Here is a 19,246-nt window from a genome sequence, read left to right as displayed (position 1 = left end):
GGCGTGTTAAACTGGGGGTCGCGAAAGGGGCAAACAGCATATGGTTTTCAAGGTCGGCGAAACGGTCGTGTACCCCCACCACGGGGCTGCGCGCATCGAAGAGATCAAGAAGCGCACCGTCCGTGGCGAGGAGAAGCTCTACCTCAAGCTCAAGGTGGCTCAGGGAGATCTCGTCATCGAGGTCCCCGCAGAGAACTGTGACCTCGTCGGCGTCCGTGACGTCGTCGACAAGGCCGGCCTCGAGAAGGTGTTCGAGGTGCTCCGCGCGCCGTTCGCCGAGGAGCCGACCAACTGGTCGCGCCGCTTCAAGGCCAACCTCGAGAAGCTCGCCTCCGGCGACGTCATCAAGGTCGCCGAGGTCGTGCGCGACCTCTGGCGCCGCGACAAGGACCGTGGCCTGTCCGCTGGCGAGAAGCGCATGCTCTCCAAGGCGCGCCAGATCCTCGTGTCCGAGCTCGCGCTCGCCGAGAAGACCGACGAGGACAAGGCCGAGTCCATCCTCGACGAGGTCCTCGCGTCCTGAGCGGCCACTCCGGTTCCGTCGGCGTCGTCCTCGTCGCCGCGGGCCAGGGCACGAGGCTGCGGGCTGACCAGCCCAAGGCCTTCGTCCGCGTCGCGGGTCTGACGCTGCTCGAGCACGCCGTCTCGCGAGCCTTCCAGGCCGCCGACACCGCACAGGTCGTCGTCGTCGCGCCCGCCTCCCACCTCAGGGAGGCGGGCGCGCTCGTGTCCGAGCACCCACGCGCGCAGGACGTCACGGTCGTCGCCGGCGGCGCCGAGCGGACCCAGTCGGTCTCGGCAGGGCTGGACGCACTGGACGACGACGTCGACATCGTGCTCGTGCACGACGCCGCCCGGTGCCTCGCACCCCCCGAGCTGTTCGACCGCCTGGTCGCGGCCGTGCGGGCCGGCGCGGACGCCGTCGTGCCGGGGCTGGCGGTCGCCGACACGGTCAAGCAGGTCGATGCGGACGGGGTCGTGGTCGCCACGCCCGAGCGGTCCAGCCTGCGGGCCGTGCAGACGCCCCAGGCCTTCCGGCGGTCGGTGCTCGCCAGTGCCCACGCCTCGGGGGCGGAGGCCACCGACGACGCCGCCCTCGTCGAACGGCTCGGTGGGCGCGTCCTCGTCATCGACGGTGACGATCTCGCCTTCAAGGTCACCACCGCGGGGGACCTCGAGCGCGCCGACCGTATCCTCGGCCCGTGAGCCAGAGACCCGTCGCCCTCGTCACCGGAGGTGGCACCGGCATCGGTGCCGCCGTCGCCCGCCGCCTCGTCGACGACGGGTATGCCGTCGTCGTCGCCGGCCGCCGACGCGAGCGCCTCGACGCGGTGGTGGCCGAGCTCGGCGACGCCGCCACGGCCCTCCCGATGGACGTCACGGATCCTCACAGCGTGACCTCGGGGGTGGGCGGGCTCGACCGCCTCGACGTGCTCGTCAACAACGCCGGTGGCGCCATCGGCCTCAGCCCGGTCGAGGACGGCGACCTCACCGAGTGGGAGGCCATGTACGCCACCAACGTCCTCGGCACCGTGCGGGTCACCCAGGCGGCCCTGCCGCTGCTGCGCCGGTCGCCCCGGGCGACGGTCGTCAACATCAGCTCGATCGCCGGGGAGCGCGTCTATGCCGGCGGTGGTGGCTACACCGCGGCCAAGCACGGCGAGTCGGTCGTCTCCGAGACGCTGCGGCTCGAGCTCAACGGTGAGCACGTCCGGGTCGTCGACATCCGCCCGGGCATGGTCCGCACCGAGGAGTTCTCGCTGACCCGCCTCCACGGCGACCAGACGGCGGCCGACAAGGTCTACGACGGGGTCGACCGTCCGCTCGTCGCCGACGACGTGGCTGCCTGCGTGGCGTTCGCCGTCGCCCTCCCGCAGCACGTCAACATCGACACCCTCGTCGTCAAGCCGGTCGCCCAGGCGGCGCCGCACCTCCTCCACCGTGGCCCCATCGACTGGAAGGACGGGTCGTGAGGCGGGCCGAGCTGCCGCGGACGGGGATCGGGGTCGACGTGCACGCCCTGGCTCCCGAGGGCTCGGGTCGCGAGCTCTGGCTCGCCGGCCTGCACTGGCCCGGCGAGCGCGGCCTGGACGGACACTCCGACGCCGACGTCGCCGCCCACGCGGCCTGCGACGCGCTGTTCTCGGCCGCCGGCATCGGTGATCTCGGTGAGCACTTCGGCACGGCCCGCCCGGAGCTCGCCGGCGCGTCCGGCCTCACCCTGCTCGCCGAGGCCGCTCGGCTGGTGCGCGAGGCCGGGTTCGAGATCGGCAACATCGCCGTCCAGGTCATCGGCAACCGGCCCAGGATCGGCTCCCGCCGGGCCGAGGCCCAGCAGGCTCTCGCCGCGGCGTGCGGGGCTCCGGTCTCCGTCAGCGGCACCACGACCGATGGTCTGGGCCTCACCGGACGCGGCGACGGTGTGGCCGCGATTGCATCTGCGCTGGTCATGCCCCTTGCGCAGGTGGACTGAACACGGAGTAACGTCGGACCCGAGGCCCGCGTGACGTGGGTCGGAGGGCTTGTCGAGGTCGACACCACGGAGGGTTCTGTGCCGCAGACGGTGAGGGGAGTCGTCGCCCTGTCCAAGGGTGCCGACGTCGAGGTGGTGGACGTCGTCGTGCCCGACCCGGGGCCCGGCGAGGCCGTGGTCCAGATCCAGTCGTGCGGGGTCTGCCACACCGACCTGCACTACCGCGAGGGCGGGATCAACGACGAGTTCCCGTTCCTGCTGGGGCACGAGGCGGCCGGTGTCGTCGAGTCCGTCGGGGAGGGCGTCACCGAGGTCACCCCGGGAGACTTCGTCATCCTCAACTGGCGGGCGGTGTGCGGCCAGTGCCGCGCCTGCCTCAAGGGCAAGCCCTGGTACTGCTTCAACACCCACAACGCGACGCAGAGGATGACGCTCACCGACGGGACGGAGCTGAGTCCCGCGCTGGGCATCGGTGCCTTCATCGAGAAGACGCTCGTCGCCGCCGGACAGTGCACCAAGGTCGACCCGGACGCCGACGCCGCGGCCGTCGGACTGCTGGGCTGCGGGGTCATGGCCGGGTTCGGTGCGGCCGTCAACACCGGCGGAGTTCAGCGCGGTGACTCGGTCGCCGTCATCGGCTGCGGTGGGGTCGGCAACGCCGCGATCGCCGGAGCCCGCACCGTGGGTGCGACGACCATCATCGCCGTCGACGTCGACGACGCCAAGCTCGAGACCGCCACGTCGTTCGGTGCGACCCACACCGTCAACGGCAGGACCGAGGACGTCGTGGAGCGGATCCGCGAGCTCACCGGCGGCTTCGGCGCCGACGTCGTCGTCGAGGCGGTCGGCCGGCCCGAGACCTATGAGCAGGCCTTCTACGCGCGCGACCTCGCGGGCACGGTCGTCCTTGTCGGCGTTCCGACGCCGGACAAGGAGGTCACGCTGCCGATGATCGAGATCTTCGGGCGCGGCGGGGCGCTCAAGTCGAGCTGGTACGGCGACTGCCTCCCGAGCCGTGACTTCCCGATGCTCGTCGACCTCTACCGCCAGGGTCGTTTCGACCTCGACGGTTTCGTCTCCGAGCGGATCGCACTGGACGAGGTCGAGTCGGCGTTCGACAAGATGGAGCGTGGCGAGGTCCTGCGTTCGGTGGTGGTGCTCTGATGGTCGCTCCCCGTTCCGCCGGCATCGACTGCATCGCCCCCTCGCACGGAGGAGTCCGGGTCGACCGGGTCGTGACCTCCGGCACCTTCGAGCTCGACGGCGGCTCGTGGGAGGTCGACAACAACGTCTGGGTCATCGGAGACGAGCGCGAGTGCGTCATCGTCGACGCGGCCCACGACGCCGACGCGATCCTCGCAGCCGTCGCCGGCCGCAAGGTCCGCGCCATCCTCCTCACGCACGGGCACAACGACCACGTCAACGTCGCGAACGAGCTCAGGGCGCGGACCGGTGCTCCCGTGCACCTCCACCCCCTGGGCCGCGTCGTGTGGGCGCTGACCCAGGACGGCGCACCCGACGCCACCCTCACCGACGGGCAGGAGTTCCACATCGGCGACGTCACGGTCCGGGTCCTCCATACCCCGGGCCACTCGCCGGGAGGCTGCTCCTTCCACGTCCCCGCCCTGCACGCCGTCTTCACGGGCGACACGCTCTTCAACGGCGGTCCCGGCGCGACGGGTCGCTCCTTCAGCAGCTTCGACCAGATCATCGAGTCGATCCGGACGCGGCTGCTGACCCTGCCCCCGGGGACGGTCGTCCTCACCGGTCACGGCGAGCACACGACCATCGGCGACGAGGCCCCGCACCTGGCCGAGTGGGTCGCCCGGGGCCACTGACGGGGCTCGAGCCGAGTGGTCGGGAGCCGTACCTGCCGCCGGTACCCTTGTGCGGGTGACTCTCAGACTGTTCGACTCCCAGTCGCGCGCCCTGCGCGACTTCGTCCCGCTGCAGCCAGGCCGGGTCGGGATCTACATCTGTGGGCTCACGACCCAGGCCCCGCCCCACATCGGCCACGTGCGCTTCGCGGTGGCCTTCGACGTGCTCCGTCGGTGGCTCGTGCGCGGCCATGGCTACGACGTCACGCTGGTGCGCAACGTCACCGACCTCGACGACAAGATCCTGCGCCGGTCGGCGGAGTCCGGCGAGGACTGGTTCGCCCTGTCCTACCGCAACGAGGTCGCCACGTCCGAGGCGCTGCGGCTCCTGGGTGTGCTGCCGCCCACCTACGAGCCCCGCGCCATGGGCCACATCACCGAGATGGTCGAGCTCATGCAGCTCCTGGTCGAGCGCGGGCACGCCTATCCGGCGCAGGACGGATCGGGTGACGTCTACTTCGACGTCCGGTCGTGGCCGGCATACGGGGAAGTGACCAACCAGAAGATCGACGACATGGCCGCGGCCGAGGACGCGGACCCGCGCGGCAAGCGGGACCCGCGCGACTTCGCCCTCTGGAAGGGCAGCAAGGCCGACGAGCCGGCCTCGGTGAGCTGGCCGACCCCGTGGGGGCGTGGACGGCCGGGCTGGCACCTCGAGTGCTCGGCGATGGCGCGCAAGTACCTCGGCGACGCGTTCGACATCCACGGCGGTGGCGTGGACCTGCGCTTCCCGCACCACGAGAACGAGCAGGCACAGTCGCGCGCGGCGGGCCTGCCGTTCACCTCGCTCTGGATGCACAACGCCTGGGTGACGACCGGCGGCGAGAAGATGAGCAAGTCGCTCGGCAACAGCCTGCTCATCCACGAGGTCACCAAGAAGGCCCGACCGCTCGCGGTCCGCTACTACCTCACCGCCGCCCACTACCGGTCGATGATCGAGTTCCACGAGGGGTCGCTCGCCGAGGCCGAGGCCGCCGTCGACCGCATCGAGGGCTTCCTGCGACGCACCCTGGGAGCCGGCTCCGCCCTACCGACGGGCGAGGAGAAGCTGCCCGACGACTTCGTCGAGGCGATGGACGACGACCTCGGCGTCTCGGGTGCGCTCGCGGCGGTGCACGAGGCCGTCACTCGCGGCAACACCGCGCTCGACGAGGGCGAGAACGACGAGGCCCGTGAGGTCGCCGGTCTCGTCGTGGCGATGACCGACATCCTCGGCGTCAACCCGCTGGACCCGTCGTGGTCGAGCGCCGACAGCTCCTCGAGCGACGCCCTCGCAGCGCTCGACGTGCTCGTGGGCGAGCGGCTCGCGGCACGCTCTGCCGCCCGCGCCGCGCGCGACTGGGCGACGTCGGACGCGATCCGTGACGAGCTCACGGCGGCCGGCATCACGATCGAGGACACCCCGACCGGCGCCCGCTGGTCGTTGACCCGTGGACGAGGGGAGTAGCCGTGGCCGGCAACAGCCAGCGACGTGGAGCCATCCGCAAGGGTGGCAAGAAGGCGCCCACCGTCGGTTCTGGAGGACAGCGACGCAAGGGCCTCGAGGGCAGGGGGCCGACGCCTCGTGCCGAGGAGCGGCCCTACCACAAGGCCCACAAGGAGGCGAAGGCCGGCGAGCGGCGCTCGGGCGGTGGCCGTCCCACGGGTGGGCGCAAGGCCAAGGCTTCGAGCGAGGTCGTCGCCGGGCGCAACTCGGTGCTCGAGGCCCTGCGCACCGATGTCCCCGTGACGACCATGTACGTCGCGGGACGCATCGACAGCGACGACCGCGTGCGCGAGGCGCTCAAGATCGCGACCGAGCGCAGCATCCCTATCCTCGAGACTCCCCGCGGCGAGCTCGACCGGATCACCGACGGTGCGGTGCACCAGGGGCTGGCCCTCCAGGTGCCGCCCTACCAGTACGCCCACCCGAGCGACCTCATCGACCCCGAGACGCCGGGCATCCCCCTCGTCGTCGCCCTCGACGGGATCACCGACCCCCGCAACCTCGGCGCCATCGTGCGCTCGGTCGCGGCCTTCGGTGGGCACGGCGTCGTCGTGCCCGCACGCCGGTCGGTCGGCATGACCGCCTCGGCCTGGAAGACCTCCGCCGGGGCGGCGGCCCGCATCCCCGTGGCCCAGGCGACCAACCTGACCCGCGCGCTCGAGGACTACCGCAAGGCCGGCTTCTTCGTCGTCGGGCTCGACATGGACGGCGACGTCGAGCTGCCCGACCTCGAGCTGGCCGACGAGCCCCTCGTCGTCGTGGTCGGCTCGGAGGGCAAGGGCCTCTCCCGGCTCGTGCGGGAGACCTGCGACCAGATCGTCTCGGTGCCGATGTCGTCCGCGGTCGAGTCACTCAATGCCGGCATCGCGACCGGCGTGACGCTCTACGAGGTCGCCCGGCGACGTCGTCGCTGATCAGAGCCCCGTATGCCGGCTCCACCAGTCGCGCAATGATCCGTGCGTCTCGCCCGTCGGCGTGGTGACCTGTGCCACGATGTCGGGCAGTCGGGAACCCGACCCAAGGGGGATCACACCCCTACACGTCGTCTCAGTGAGAGGGACCAAAGCATGTCTGACTACGGAAGCACCCCGCCGCCCCCGCCGCCCGGCGGCGGCGGCTCGACGCCTCCGCCCCCGCCCGGTGGCGGAGGCTACGACGGCGGCTCCTACGGTGCTCCGCCGCCCGCGGGTGGCTACGGTGGGGCCCCGGCCGGCCCGCCGCCCAGCAACAACCTCGTCATGGCGATCCTCGGCCTGCTCTGCTGCTGGCCGCTCGGCATCCCCGCCGTCGTCTTCGCGGCGCAGGTCAACGGCAAGTGGAACGCCGGCGACCAGGCCGGTGCGATCGAGTCGGCCGCCAAGGCCAAGAAGTTCGCGACGATCGCGCTCGTCCTCGGCGTCATCGCGACGATCTTCTACATCGTGCTCATCATGACGGGCGTCATGAGCTCCGACACGACGACGACGGGTATGTGATCCCGACGTCCCTGACGCAGTCCCCGACGCCTCCGCTCACCGACCCGTCGGTCGGGCGGGGGCGTCGCCTGCTGTGGCCGGCGGTCTCCGCCGCCGGTGCGACGGGGTTCGTCCTCGTCGCGCACATGATCGACCCCAACCAGCCCGGCAACTACCCGACCTGCCCGTGGCTGGCCCTCACCGGCACCTTCTGCCCCGGATGCGGGACGCTGCGCGCCACGCACGCCCTGAGTGAGGGCAGCGTGCTCGAGGCGCTGCAGCGCAACCCCCTCACCGTCGGCGCCTTCGTCCTCATGGCCCTCGGCTTCGCCCGGTGGACCCGCCGCCAGTGGCGCGGCGAGCAGCGTTGGACAGCGGCACCGGCGTGGCTGCTCTACGGGCTCTTCTGGCTCATCATGGCGTTCTGGGTGCTGCGCAACGTGCCGGGCTGGACCTGGCTCTCACCCGCCTGACCCGCTCATCCGCAACCCCGCACCGACTGATTGCGCTTTCCAGCGCTCGTCGCTGCGCTCCTCCGCTGGAAAGCGCAATCAGTCGGCGCACATGCGTCAGGACTTGGGGACCTCGATGACCGTCGAGTGGACCACCTTGTCGGCGAGCGTCTGCTTGTTGTCGTCCCACAGCATCCAGAGGTAGCTCAGGTAGAAGATCTGGTTGATGAGGCCACCGAGCAGCTCGCGCAGGAACGACTGCATCGCCCCGATGGGCTGGCCGCTCTGCTCGTTGACGAGCTTGAGGCCGAGCATCTTCTTGCCGACGCTCTGGCCGGTGCGCCCCATCTTGAAGATGCGGTTCCAGACCTGGATGCCGATCATGGCGAGGACACCGATGAACATGAGGATGCCGCCGGTCGCGGCCAGGCCACCGTTGGCAGTGCCGTCGACCGAGTAGCCCAGCTCGTCGGTCTCGGGTGCCGACACGACGAGCAGCACGGTCCCGATGATGAACGGGATGAGGCCGATGAGGGTGAGGAGCGTGTCGATGATGAGTGCGCCCGCCCGGCTGCCGAAGCCGGCGACGGGGCCGAAGTGTTGCTCGACGTAGGCCTTGGACCCGGGCCACGCCTGGCCCCCGCCTCCGTAGGGGTTCATGCCCGGCGCCGGCTGGTAGGACGAGGGACCCGGGGCTCCAGCGGCAGGCGGCTGACCGGCATACGGCTGCTGTCCGGAACCACCCGGCTCGGAAACCCACGTCGGCGGCTCCGGACGGTACCGCTCGGGTGCCGGCGGCTGGGCCGGGTCCTGGGGCGGCTGGTCCTGCGACGGCTGGTTCGGGTCGAACGGCTGGGACATGCGGTGGTTCCCCCTGTGGGATCTCGTGCGGACAGCCCGATCCTAGTGACGCGACGGCCGGCCGCACCTCAGTCGGCGATCACCGGCATCTCGATGGTGTCGACACCGACGACCGCCTTCTCGTCGGGCTTCGTCGGGAGGATCGAGGCGACGTAGTCCTCGATGGCCCGCTCGATGGGGACGTCCTGCTGCTCGCGCTCGGCCATGTACCAGCGGTGCTCGAGCACCTCGTGGAAGAGCTCGGCGGGCTCGAGCTTGCCGGACAGCTCGCGCGGCACGCGACGCGTGATCGGCTCGTAGATCCGGGTGAGCCAGTCGTGGGCGACGAGCTCCTCGTCGTCGTTCTGCCGGTCGGTCGCTGCGCGGTAGCCGTCGAGGTCGTTGAGCAGGCGCCGGGCCTGTCCCTCACCGACGTCGAGGCCGGTGAGGCGCAGCAGCCGCCGGGAGTGGTGCCCGGCGTCGACGACCTTGGGCTGGATGCTGATCCGGGTGCCGTCGATGTCGGTCGTCATCGCGAGCTCGTCGACGTCGAACCCGAGCAGGTTGAGCCGGCGGATCCGCTCCTCGACCCGCCACCGCTCGCCGGTGTCGAACTCCTCGGTGGCGGTGAGCTCGGCCCACAGCTCCTCGTAGCGGGTGACGATGCGGTTGGAGATCTCGACCGGGTCGATCGTGGGGTCGAGCAGCTCGCCGGCCTGGAGGTCCATGAGCTCGCCGGCGATGTTGACCCGGGCGATGTCGAGGTCGTGGGCACGCTGGCCGTCACTGAGGCTCGGGAAGAGCTCGCCGGTCTCGGCGTCGACGAGCCAGGCGGCGAAGCTGCCGGCGTCGCGGCGGAAGAGCGTGTTGGACAGCGACACGTCACCCCACCAGAACCCGGTGAGGTGCAGACGGACGAGCAGCACCGCCAGGGCGTCGATGAGCCTGGTCTCGGTGCCCGGGCGCAGGCCCTGCGAGAACAGCGCGCGGTAGGGGAGCGAGAACTTGAGGTGCCGCGTGAGCAGGCACGCGTCCAGCGGTGTCCCGTCGTCGGCGACGCGGCCGCTGACGATGCCGAAGGGTTCCACGGAGGGCTGGTCGAGGCGGCGCAGGTTGCGCAGCATGGCGTACTCGCGGCGGGCGATGTCCTCCTTGATCTCCTTGACCGCGAGGACACGACCGGACAGCCTGACGAACCGGACGACGTGGCGCGAGATGCCGCGGGGGAGCGCCGCGAGGTGGTGCTCGGGCCACTCCTCCAGGGGCGTCGACCACGGCAGGTCGAGCAGTGCGGGATCGGGTCGAGCGGTCGTGATCTGCAGGGCCATCGACTACCTCCGACGGGGAAGCACGGGGACGGAACGCGTCAGGGGTGCCAGGTGCACGGCATACCGAGCTCCTGGCACCCCCGACGTTGGGCGTGCGGTGTCGTCAGTGACTCAGGCGGACACCGGACTCGGCGTTGAACACGTGCATGTGGCTCGAGTTGGGCTGGACCCAGATGGTCTCGCCCTTCATCGGGACGCGGCGGCCGTCGACGCGGGCGATGAACGGCTTCGCGATGGAGTCGTCGCCGCCCTCGAGGTGGATGGAACCGTCGGTGGGCGTGCCGTAGACGTAGGCGTCGGCGCCGAGCTCCTCGACGACGTCGATCGTGATCTCGAGACCCTGGCCCTCGGACGTGACCTCGACGTCCTCCGGTCGGACACCGACGATGGCCTGCTGGCCGACACCCTCGAGGGAGTCGCGCGGGACCTGCAGGGTGTGCGAGCCGAACTTCACGCCACCGTCGGTGACGGGGACGCTGATGAGGTTCATCGCCGGAGAGCCGATGAAGCCGGCCACGAAGACGTTGGCGGGGGAGTCGTACATCTCGCGCGGCGTCGCGACCTGCTGGAGGATGCCGTCCTTGAGCACCGCGATGCGGTCACCCATGGTCATGGCCTCGACCTGGTCGTGGGTCACGTAGACGGTGGTGACACCGAGGCGCCGCTGGAGCGAGGCGATCTGGGTGCGCGTCTGCACGCGGAGCTTGGCGTCGAGGTTGGAGAGCGGCTCGTCCATGAGGAAGACCTGGGGGGAGCGCACGATCGCGCGACCCATGGCCACGCGCTGGCGCTGCCCACCGGAGAGGGCCTTCGGCTTGCGCTCGAGGTAGGGCTCGAGGTCGAGGATCTTGGCTGCCTCCTCGACGCGCTTGCGGATCTCGCCCTTCTCGACGCCGGCGATCTTGAGCGCGAAGCCCATGTTGTCGGCGACCGACATGTGCGGGTAGAGCGCGTAGTTCTGGAAGACCATGGCGACGTCGCGGTCCTTGGGGGACAGGTTGGTGACGTCGCGGTCACCGATCCAGATCTTGCCGCCGTTGACCTCTTCGAGGCCGGCCAGCATGCGGAGTGCGGTCGACTTGCCGCTGCCCGAGGGGCCGACGAGGACGAGGAACTCGCCGTCCTGGACGTCGATGTTGAGCCGGTCGACAGAGGGCTTGTCGTTGCCCGGGTAGATCCGGGTTGCTTCGTCGAACTTCACAGTTGCCATGGCGTCATTGCCTTCCTTCACCGGCAGGAACGTGCCGGACGATCCGTCGTAAAGGGAAATCCCGCCGACATCGGTGTCAGCGGTGCGTTCAGCATGCCGTATGCCGTGCGCGCTGTCACGCGGTGGCCACCGGTCGGATGTGGCCGGGGTCGCAACGAGGCGGAACTCTGGCGCGGTCCCGCTCGGAGCACTACCGTCGGCACATGAGGATCCACGACGTCGTGAAGCGCAAGGGAGCCACTGTCGTCACGGTGCGCTCCGACGCCAGTGTCACCGCCCTCCTCGACCTGCTCGCCGAGCATCGCATCGGCGCGGTCGTGGTGAGCGACGACGGTGAGACGATCGCCGGCATCGTCAGCGAACGAGACGTCGTCCGCCACCTCCAGAAGCGCGGCGCCACCGTGCTCGACGAGCCGGTGTCCGCGATCATGACCGTCGAGGTGCAGACCTGCTCACCGGACGACGAGCTCGTCGAGCTCGAGCACACGATGACCGAGAACCGCTTCCGCCACGTCCCCGTTCTCGTCGACGGCAAGCTCGCCGCGATCGTCAGCATCGGTGACGTCGTCAAGCACCGGATCACCGACCTCCAGGCCGAGCGCGACCAGCTGAGCGCCTACATCCAGCAGTAGCCGCCGGGCACTCCTTCCGGACGTCCTCGACTAGCCACATCCGCCACATCCGTCACACCTCGGTACGGCGGTTCGGACAGGCTTCGCTCAGGAACACGGCATACCGTGTCTGTCATGACCGCCGAGATCCTCGACGAGCCGGGGGGACGTGACGAGCTGCCCGAGCACTCCCTGCTGGGTTCCTATCGTCTCGTCCAGCGCCTCGGCGAGGGCGGCATGGGTGTCGTCCACCTCGCCCTCGACCGTCACGGCAAGGCCGTCGCGATCAAGGTCCTGCGTCCGCACGTGGCCCACGACCCGGCCGCCCGCGCCCGCCTCTCCCGCGAGGTCGACACGCTGAGCCGGATCCGCAGCCCTCGCGTCGCTCCGGTCATCGACGCCGACATCGACGGTGACCGGCCCTTCATCGTCACTCGCTACGTCCCCGGCCCGCCTCTCGACGAGGTCGTCTCCACGAGTGGGCCGATGGGCGGGGACGACCTGCACCGGCTCGGCCGTGGACTGGCGGAGGCCCTGGACGTCATCCACGACAGCGACGTCATCCACCGCGACCTCAAGCCCGGCAACGTCCTCATGGTCGACGGCGACCCGGTCGTCATCGACTTCGGTATCGCCCACGTCACCGACGACATCCGCCTGACGATGACCGGCCTCGTCATGGGCACGCCCGGATACCTCTCGCCCGAGGTCGTCGAGGGCCAGCCCGTGTCACCGGCGACCGACTGGTGGGGCTGGGCGGCCACGCTCGCGTACGCCGCCTCCGGGCGCCCGCCCTTCGGGCGCGGCCCGATGGACGTCGTGCTCACCCGCGTCACCACGGGGGACCCGGACCTGAGCGGCGTCGACGACCGGATCTCACCCCTCCTGTATGCCGCCCTGGCGCCGGACCCGCAGGACCGCCCGCACCAGCGTGAGGTCGTCGCGGCCCTCGAGCGCTACGCGCACGGTGGGCTCGTCACGGACGTCATCTCCGTGCGACCGCCGGTCCCACCGACCTCTGCGACGCAGTCTTTCGCTATGCCGCCGACCTCGGTGATGCCGTTGTCCCGCAGCGAGATCCAGCCGCGCCCACCGATCGCGCCGGCGGTCATGGCGCCGGTCACCCCGATCCGGCAGGTCGCCCCGTCTCGCCAGGATCCCGCCGACGCGATCTTCGGTGCGCGCCCTGACCAGCTCGCCCCCGCGCCGGGGCAGCACGGCGACCACCCGGCATACCCACCGCAGGACGGCGGACCCCAGCAGTGGGCGGGGGAGCAGCGGTTCGACCCGCGCATCGGTCGTGCCAGCCGCAGCGGGACGGTCGGTGCCCTGCTGGCCGTGCTCGTGGCGACGGCTGCGACGGTGCCGGTCGTCGCAGCGTTCTCGCTGCTCGGGTGGCTGGTCCTCGCCCGGACGGCCGACCGCAGCGTCACCTCGCTCATCATGCGGCGACACGACCGCGGGGCCCGCCGCAGCGACGTGCCAGTGGCCGTACTCGTCAGCCCGTGGCACCTCGTCCTCGGACTGCTCGCGTCGCTCTTCGGCGCGATCATGCCCGCGCTCATCGCCGTGTCGGGTGTGTTCTGCGCCGCGCTCGCGGTCGTCGCGGTGCGGGGGAGCGGCTCCCCGGAGCCCAACGCCCTCGTGCCCATGGCTGTCGGCGGCCTCCTCGCCGGCCTCATGGCGTGGTGGGGTCCCGGCGGTGCCAGCCTGCGGCGCGGCACGCGCAGCATCGCGCGCGGCGTGAGCCCCGGACCGAGTGCGAGTCGGGTCCTCGTGCTGCTGCTCCTCGTCGCCGCCGTCGCGGTCGCGGCGGCCGGGGTCGTCGAGGGCCAGCCCTCGTGGTGGCCGACCGGCACGGCGTGGGCCGAGCAGCTGAATCTGCCGTGAACGAGGAGATCCGTCGGCGCCGGCAGTGGCGGCTGCAGGGCGGTCCGCCGACCGAGCCCATGCCGCTGGTCGACCTGCTGCGCCGCACTCCCTACCGCAACGCCCGCGTCGCCATCGAGGGCGCCGAGGAGGCTCGCGTCCGGGAGGCGCTCGACCTCGCCGTGCGTGTCGGCGAGCTCATGCTCCGGTCCGGCGCGGGCGCACCACAGGTGGAGGGCTCGGTCGCCGCGGTGTGCGCGGCCGCGGGGCTCAACGACGTCGAGATCGACATCACCCTGCAGTCGCTGCTCGTCCATGCCCGGATCGACGCGGTCCACTCGGTCACGTCGCTGCGGGTCGTCCGCTCCACCCGGCACGACTACGCCCGGCTCGTGGCCGTGCACGAGCTCGTCGACGCCTTCGTCAACGGCCACATCGAGATGACCGAGGCGGCCGAGCAGCTGCGCGACCTCAAGCGGACGCCACGGATCTGGCCGGACTGGGCGGTGACGCTCGCGACCGCCCTGCTCGCCGCAGCCGTCGCCGTGATGATCGGGGCGTCGCTGTTCACCGGCTTGCTCACGGTGCTCGTCGTGCTCGGCGTCTCGGCCGTGGAGGGGCTCATGGGGCCGATGCGACTGCCCGACTTCTACTCGAACGCCGTGGCCGCCTTCGTCGCCACCGTCCTCGCCTGGGTCGCGTACTCCGCCGGCGCGATGGGTTGGATTCCCTTGGGGGGGAAGGACTTCGCGTTCATTGTCGCGGGCGGGATCGTCGCCCTCCTCCCCGGGCGCACCATGGCGTCCGCCGTCGAGGACGTCATCTCCGGGTATGCCGTGACCGGGGCAGGTCGGCTCCTCGCGGTCTTCGTGTCCCTCACGGGTCTCATCATCGGCATCGCCGTCGCGCTCGGTGCGACGATCCGGCTCACCGAGGCCATGGACTTCTCGTTCGTGTCGCCGTCGGTACTCGACCTGCGGACGTCGCAGGCGGAGTGGTGGGCGGCGGTCTTCGGCTCGCTCATCGTCGGTTCGTGCGGTGCGGTCACGATGCAGAGCCGGCGTCGCCTGCTCCTCCCCACGGCGCTGCTCTCACTCGCGGGGACCGGGGTGTTCGCGTTCCTCACCCGGGTGGGCGAGCTCGGGTCGGTCACGGCGACGGGGCTGGCTGCGGTGGCCATCGGGCTCGTCGGGCGGCTCGTGGCCCTGCGGCTGGGTGCTCCGGCGATGGTCGTCGTCGTGCCGGCCAGCTTCGGCCTGCTCCCGGGACTGACGATCTTCCGGGGTCTGTACGAGCTCGTCGGGGAGAGTGCCACGAACGTCGGGGCACTGTCGTTCCAGGCGGGTGTGGGCACCCTGCTGGGGGCGGCAGGCGTGCTCCTCGCGATCGCGACGGGCACGACGCTGGGCGAGATCTTCGCGTCTCCCTGGGACAGCCGGGTGGCGCGAGCCCGGCGACGCGTCCGCGTCTGACACGTACTTCACAATTTTGTGAAGGTTCGTGATCAACTTGTGACCTCGCTCACGGGTCGGTACGGTTCTGGCTTGCCCGGAACCTGACGGGCTCTCCCTCACCGCAAGGACCCCTGCCGATGCCCTACAGCCCGAAGCATGCTGCCCCGAAGCCCGCGCCTGTCCGTCGCCGCCTCGCGGGCGTCGCCGTGACCTCCTTCGCCGCCGTCGGTGGCGGCGCCGCGATGTCCCAGCCCGCCAGCGCGGCCACGACCGTCTGGGACCGTGTCGCCGCCTGCGAGAGCGGCGGCAACTGGTCGATCAACACGGGCAACGGCTACTACGGAGGGCTGCAGTTCTCCTACCAGACCTGGAAGGGCTTCGGCGGGCAGCGCTACGCGTCCACGGCGAACCGCGCGACCAAGTCCCAGCAGATCGAGATCGCCCAGAAGGTCCTCAAGACCCAGGGCCCCGGCGCGTGGCCGGTGTGCAGCAGGCGTGCCGGTCTCACGCGCGCCAACGGGGCAGCAGCCTCGGCAGGCACCACCACGACGTCGGGCACCGCGTCGCGCAGCACGACCCGCCCCGGCAAGCTCGTCGTCGACGGCAAGCAGGGCCCGGCCACGCGCCGCGCGATCGAGCGCTGGGTCGGTGGGTCGGTGAATGGCTCCCTGAGCCGGGCCGACAAGCGCCTCGTCGAGAAGAAGATCGGGGGGTCGGTCAACGGCTCCTACAGCCGCGACGACGTCCGCAAGCTCCAGCGTCTCGTGGGCACCCGCACCGACGGGTCGTGGGGGCCGCTCACGACCAAGGCGCTGCAGCGCTACCTCAACGCTCGCTGACACGCGCCACCCACACGAGGCGGACCCGGACACCGGGTCCGCCTCGTGCGTTGTCCGGCTCCTTGGCGCCGGCCGCGTGTCGACGCTTGCGTGTCGCGTGGGAATGAAGTTACAGTTGTGTAGTTCTGTGACACGATTGAATTGTGTGACTGATGTGACGTAGCGTCCTTTGTCGTCCCCTGACACGAAGGACCTCGGTCAATGCTCTTCGCCCCAGAGTTTCCTGCCCAGCCCACCCACCCCGCTCGACGTCGGCCCCTGCGGCGCGCCGTGGTCGGCGGCACCCTGCTCGCCGTGACGGCGTCCGCAGCAGTCGTCGGACTGGCGACTTCCGCCGGAGCCTCCGAGACGGTGTGGGACCGCGTCGCCCAGTGCGAGAGCGGGGGCAACTGGTCGATCAACACCGGGAACGGCTACTACGGCGGGCTGCAGTTCTCGTCCGCCACGTGGAAGGCCTTCGGGGGACAGCAGTACGCCACGTCGGCGAACCTCGCCACGAAGGCGCAGCAGATCCTCGTCGCCCAGGCCGTCCTCAAGGTCCAGGGGCCGGGCGCCTGGCCGACCTGCAGCACCCGTGCCGGACTCACCGTCGCCAACGGGCTCGCGGTCACGGTCTCGCGGGACAGCACCCGCTCGCTCTTCCCCCTGACCGTCGACGGACAGAAGGGGCCGAGGACCCGCAAGGGTGTCGAGCAGTGGGTCGGCGGCACCGTCGACGGCTCGTGGTCACGGACCGACGTCAAGAAGCTGCAGGCCAAGGTCGGGTCCTACCCCGACGGCAGCATCGGGCCCAGGACGACCAAGGCGCTGCAGGCCAAGGTGGGTGCCGAGCAGGACGGGTCCTGGGGTCCGAAGACGACGGCGGCGCTCCAGGGCTACCTCAACCGGCTGTTCGACTGACCGCTCGTGGCGATCAGCCACACGCTGGGCCGAAGGCTTGCCCGGCGATGAAGCCGCGAGTCAGCCGCCGGTGAGCCGGGAGACCTCGGCGACGTAGTCGGCCTCCGCCTGGTCGCCCGGGGTGCCGGACAACGCCGCCCACGCGTCGTACTTCGCCCGGCCCACCGGGTTCGTGAACCCGGGACGCTTGCCCTCGACGTCACCGACGGTGGCCTGCTTGTAGAGGGCGTAGAGGCGCAGCTTGGTGTCGTTGCCGGGGTCGTCGGCGAGGTTGCCCACGTCCTTGACGGCCTTGTCGAAGTCGGTGCCTGCCATGGGCTCAGGCTAGCGGTGTGGGCCGGGTGCGGGGAACGGTCTCCCGGACGCACCCTGGGCTCGTTGCGCAGCGGGCGGTGGGGCCGGCGATGGGGTCGCCGCGCGGTCGCGCTGACGGTCTGGGAACATGACGACCAACAGGAGGTGGGGTGTGGGGCAGACACGCGTGAGGTCCGCGAGCGATCGCGAGATCGAGCGGTACGGCGTCCTCGAGGAGCCCGCGGGACGGGACCTCCAGGCCCTCGTCGACCTCGCCGCCGACTTCTTCGACGTGCCGACCGCGGCCATCAACCTCATCACCAGCGACGAGCAGCACCAGATCGCGACGGCCGGCTTCGAGCCCTCGATCTGTGCCCGCGAGGACTCGATGTGCGCGGCCGTCGTCGACGAGCCCGGGTCCGTCGTCGTCCCGGACGCGAGCCTCGACGCCCGCTTTGCCGACAACCCCTTCGTCACCGGGGTGATCGGCTCGGTGCGCTACTACGCGTCGGCGCCGCTCGTCACACCGCGTGGCATCCCGCTCGGGCGGCTCTGCGTCTTCGACGATCGGCCCAGGGAGACGACGCCCGAGCAGCGCCGCGCGCTCACCGTCCTTGCCGAGAGGGTCATGGACGTGCTCGAGCTGCGTCTGCGCAGCCGCGAGGTCGAGCAGTCGCTGGACGAGCTGACCCGCACCCGCGACGAGCTGCGGCGCTCCAACGACGCCCTCGGCCACTTCGCCGGTCAGGTGAGCCACGACCTGCGCAGCCCGCTGATGGTGATCAGCGCCAATGCCGAGATGCTGTCGATGGAGCCCGCCGTCGCCGACGACCCGGAGCTTGCCGAGATGGTGCGCGAGATCCGCGACGCCGGATCACGGATGAGCAGGCTGATCACCAGTGTGCTCAACCACGCGAGGGAGGGCGGCCGGACGAGGATCACCTCGGTGCGGCTCGGGCCGGTCTTCGACCAGGCGGTCCTCGACCTCCGCCCGGTGGTCTCCGCCACCTCGGCCGAGGTCGCGGTCGCGGAGCTCCCGCACGTCTCGGGCGACCCGGAGATGCTGTATGCCGTCGCCCTCAACCTCCTCGGCAACGCCCTGAAGTTCGCCCGGTCCGGGACGCCTCCCCGGGTCGAGGTCGGCGCCGAGCGCCGCGGGGACTTCTGGCGGGTGGTCGTGAGCGACGACGGCATCGGGATCCCGGCCGAGCACACCCACTCGATCTTCCTTCCCTACCTGCGGCTCCCCAGCCGCGGGTCACGCGACGGCGAGGACGGGCACGGCGTCGGGTTGGCGACGGTCCGCCGGATCGTCGAGGCCCACGGCGGCCAGGTCGGCGCTCAGGCCAACGAGGCCGGCGGGGCGACGGTGTGGTTCGAGCTCCCGGTGGTCCGGGACGACCCCGCCGAGGTGCTCGCCGAGGCGTGACCTTCGGTGTCGAGGTGTTCCGCCTCGGGGTGGAACTGGAGAACTCACGGGTAACTCGTGTGGAGAAGCCGTGGAACGACGCTCCCTAGCGTTGCTTTCATCGCAAACCGGTCAGCCGGATCACACACCAGCCAGGAGCAGAACCCATGAGCATCGCCGCCAAGAAGGTCCTCGTCCCCCTCACCGTCCTGCTCGCCGCCGGCGCGCTGGCTGTCGGATCCGGCGCCACCTTCAGCTCGGAGACGAGCAACACCATCAGCACGGTCACCTCCGGTTCGCTGCTGCACACCAACTCCAAGAACGGGGCCCAGATCTTCGGCCTCACCAACCTCAAGCCGGGCGACACCGTCACCGGCGCGCTCAAGATCACGAACACCGGCTCCCTGCCGGCCGCGTTCTCCCTCACCGAGGTCGAGTCCGCCAACACCTTCACCGGGAGCAACCTCAAGCTCGCCATCAAGAACACCACCACCGGCGCCACCGTCTACGACGGCACGTTCGGTGGCCTCGTCGACGGGGCGAAGACCGACCTGGGCCAGATCGCGGCCGGTGCTGCGACCGACTACACCTTCACGGTCACCCTCGCCCAGGACACCCCGAACGACGACCAGGGCAAGACCGGTTCGGCGACCTACACCTGGAACTCGGTCCAGCTCGCCGGCGAGACCTTCACCCAGTGATCCGGACGGGGGCGCCAGCCATGGCGCCCCTGTCGCGGTCGCACCCGCTG

General features: G+C 70.9%; 21 protein-coding genes. 17 read left to right on the top strand and 4 right to left on the bottom strand.

From position 1 onward, the window contains the following. Positions 1 to 40: 40 nt before the first annotated feature. From LL946_RS04175 to LL946_RS04130, 10 genes are all read left to right on the top strand, one after another. Positions 41 to 523: a CarD family transcriptional regulator gene (locus LL946_RS04175; RefSeq protein WP_404385084.1), complete on the top strand. Its 483-nt coding sequence runs from the start codon at positions 41 to 43 to the stop codon at positions 521 to 523. Next, entirely contained in the window at positions 520 to 1,206 is a 687-nt protein-coding gene (gene ispD, locus LL946_RS04170; protein ID WP_404386787.1) for a 2-C-methyl-D-erythritol 4-phosphate cytidylyltransferase, read from the top strand. The genes LL946_RS04175 and ispD overlap by 4 nt, the downstream gene beginning before the upstream one ends. Beyond that, entirely contained in the window at positions 1,203 to 1,973 is a 771-nt protein-coding gene (locus LL946_RS04165; protein WP_404385082.1) for an SDR family oxidoreductase, read from the top strand. The genes ispD and LL946_RS04165 overlap by 4 nt, the downstream gene beginning before the upstream one ends. After that, on the top strand, positions 1,970 to 2,473 hold the full coding sequence (ispF, locus tag LL946_RS04160; protein ID WP_404385080.1) for a 2-C-methyl-D-erythritol 2,4-cyclodiphosphate synthase: 504 nt from the start codon (positions 1,970 to 1,972) through the stop codon (positions 2,471 to 2,473). The genes LL946_RS04165 and ispF overlap by 4 nt, the downstream gene beginning before the upstream one ends. A 78-nt stretch (positions 2,474 to 2,551) precedes the next feature. Further along, positions 2,552 to 3,637 (top strand): S-(hydroxymethyl)mycothiol dehydrogenase, encoded by a 1,086-nt coding sequence (locus tag LL946_RS04155; protein WP_404386785.1) that lies wholly within the window; start codon positions 2,552 to 2,554, stop codon positions 3,635 to 3,637. After that, positions 3,637 to 4,311, top strand: coding sequence for an MBL fold metallo-hydrolase (locus tag LL946_RS04150; protein ID WP_404385078.1), 675 nt, complete (start codon positions 3,637 to 3,639; stop codon positions 4,309 to 4,311). Before LL946_RS04155 ends, LL946_RS04150 begins: the two co-directional genes overlap by 1 nt. Positions 4,312 to 4,366: 55 nt before the next feature. Then, positions 4,367 to 5,797 carry a cysteine--tRNA ligase gene (gene cysS / locus LL946_RS04145; protein WP_404385076.1) on the top strand — a complete coding sequence of 477 codons (1,431 nt, stop codon included), beginning with the start codon at positions 4,367 to 4,369 and terminating at the stop codon, positions 5,795 to 5,797. A gap of 2 nt (positions 5,798 to 5,799) precedes the next feature. Continuing rightward, entirely contained in the window at positions 5,800 to 6,750 is a 951-nt protein-coding gene (rlmB, locus tag LL946_RS04140; RefSeq protein ID WP_404385074.1) for a 23S rRNA (guanosine(2251)-2'-O)-methyltransferase RlmB, read from the top strand. A 153-nt stretch (positions 6,751 to 6,903) separates the two neighbouring features. Beyond that, positions 6,904 to 7,311, top strand: a complete 408-nt coding sequence (locus tag LL946_RS04135) for a CD225/dispanin family protein (protein ID WP_404385072.1) — start codon at positions 6,904 to 6,906, stop codon at positions 7,309 to 7,311. Next, a complete protein-coding gene (locus LL946_RS04130; RefSeq protein ID WP_404385070.1) occupies positions 7,308 to 7,763 on the top strand; it encodes a DUF2752 domain-containing protein in 456 nt (151 codons plus the stop codon). The genes LL946_RS04135 and LL946_RS04130 overlap by 4 nt, the downstream gene beginning before the upstream one ends. A 96-nt stretch (positions 7,764 to 7,859) precedes the next feature. Here LL946_RS04130 and LL946_RS04125 read toward each other — a convergent pair whose 3' ends face one another. The 3 genes from LL946_RS04125 to LL946_RS04115 all read right to left on the bottom strand — a co-directional run bounded on the left by LL946_RS04125 (position 7,860) and on the right by LL946_RS04115 (position 11,120). Further along, on the bottom strand, positions 7,860 to 8,603 hold the full coding sequence (locus tag LL946_RS04125) for an RDD family protein (protein WP_404385068.1): 744 nt from the start codon (positions 8,601 to 8,603) through the stop codon (positions 7,860 to 7,862). A gap of 68 nt (positions 8,604 to 8,671) precedes the next feature. Beyond that, positions 8,672 to 9,910, bottom strand: coding sequence for a DUF4032 domain-containing protein (locus tag LL946_RS04120; RefSeq protein WP_404385066.1), 1,239 nt, complete (start codon positions 9,908 to 9,910; stop codon positions 8,672 to 8,674). Positions 9,911 to 10,013: 103 nt separating this feature from the next. After that, positions 10,014 to 11,120, bottom strand: a complete 1,107-nt coding sequence (locus tag LL946_RS04115) for an ABC transporter ATP-binding protein (protein WP_404385064.1) — start codon at positions 11,118 to 11,120, stop codon at positions 10,014 to 10,016. 203 nt (positions 11,121 to 11,323) lie between these two features. Here LL946_RS04115 and LL946_RS04110 point away from each other — a divergent pair, with 203 nt between their 5' ends. The 5 genes from LL946_RS04110 (at position 11,324) to LL946_RS04090 (ending at position 16,793) form a co-directional block, all read left to right on the top strand. Next, positions 11,324 to 11,752, top strand: a complete 429-nt coding sequence (locus tag LL946_RS04110) for a CBS domain-containing protein (protein ID WP_404385062.1) — start codon at positions 11,324 to 11,326, stop codon at positions 11,750 to 11,752. A 114-nt stretch (positions 11,753 to 11,866) separates the two neighbouring features. Next, complete coding sequence (locus tag LL946_RS04105; protein WP_404385061.1) at positions 11,867 to 13,621, top strand: protein kinase; 1,755 nt, start codon at positions 11,867 to 11,869, stop codon at positions 13,619 to 13,621. Further along, positions 13,618 to 15,072, top strand: a complete 1,455-nt coding sequence (locus LL946_RS04100) for a threonine/serine exporter ThrE family protein (protein ID WP_404385059.1) — start codon at positions 13,618 to 13,620, stop codon at positions 15,070 to 15,072. Before LL946_RS04105 ends, LL946_RS04100 begins: the two co-directional genes overlap by 4 nt. 119 nt (positions 15,073 to 15,191) lie before the next feature. After that, entirely contained in the window at positions 15,192 to 15,893 is a 702-nt protein-coding gene (locus LL946_RS04095) for a transglycosylase family protein (protein WP_404385057.1), read from the top strand. A gap of 201 nt (positions 15,894 to 16,094) precedes the next feature. Further along, positions 16,095 to 16,793: a transglycosylase family protein gene (locus tag LL946_RS04090; RefSeq protein ID WP_404385055.1), complete on the top strand. Its 699-nt coding sequence runs from the start codon at positions 16,095 to 16,097 to the stop codon at positions 16,791 to 16,793. 60 nt (positions 16,794 to 16,853) lie between these two features. Here LL946_RS04090 and LL946_RS04085 read toward each other — a convergent pair whose 3' ends face one another. Then, the gene (locus LL946_RS04085) at positions 16,854 to 17,108 is read right to left on the bottom strand and encodes an acyl-CoA-binding protein (RefSeq protein WP_404385053.1); all 255 of its coding nucleotides are present in this window, start codon (positions 17,106 to 17,108) and stop codon (positions 16,854 to 16,856) included. Between the two features lie 151 nt (positions 17,109 to 17,259). Here LL946_RS04085 and LL946_RS04080 point away from each other — a divergent pair, with 151 nt between their 5' ends. Next, positions 17,260 to 18,516, top strand: coding sequence for an ATP-binding protein (locus LL946_RS04080; RefSeq protein WP_404385051.1), 1,257 nt, complete (start codon positions 17,260 to 17,262; stop codon positions 18,514 to 18,516). 146 nt (positions 18,517 to 18,662) lie between these two features. Further along, complete coding sequence (locus LL946_RS04075; RefSeq protein WP_404385049.1) at positions 18,663 to 19,196, top strand: TasA family protein; 534 nt, start codon at positions 18,663 to 18,665, stop codon at positions 19,194 to 19,196. Positions 19,197 to 19,246 lie beyond the last annotated feature (50 nt).

Source organism: Knoellia locipacati (assembly GCF_044791685.1).
Lineage (GTDB): Bacteria > Actinomycetota > Actinomycetes > Actinomycetales > Dermatophilaceae > Knoellia > Knoellia locipacati_A.
Note: the sequence above shows the minus strand (reverse complement) of the source record. Positions and strands in the feature narration are given on the sequence as shown.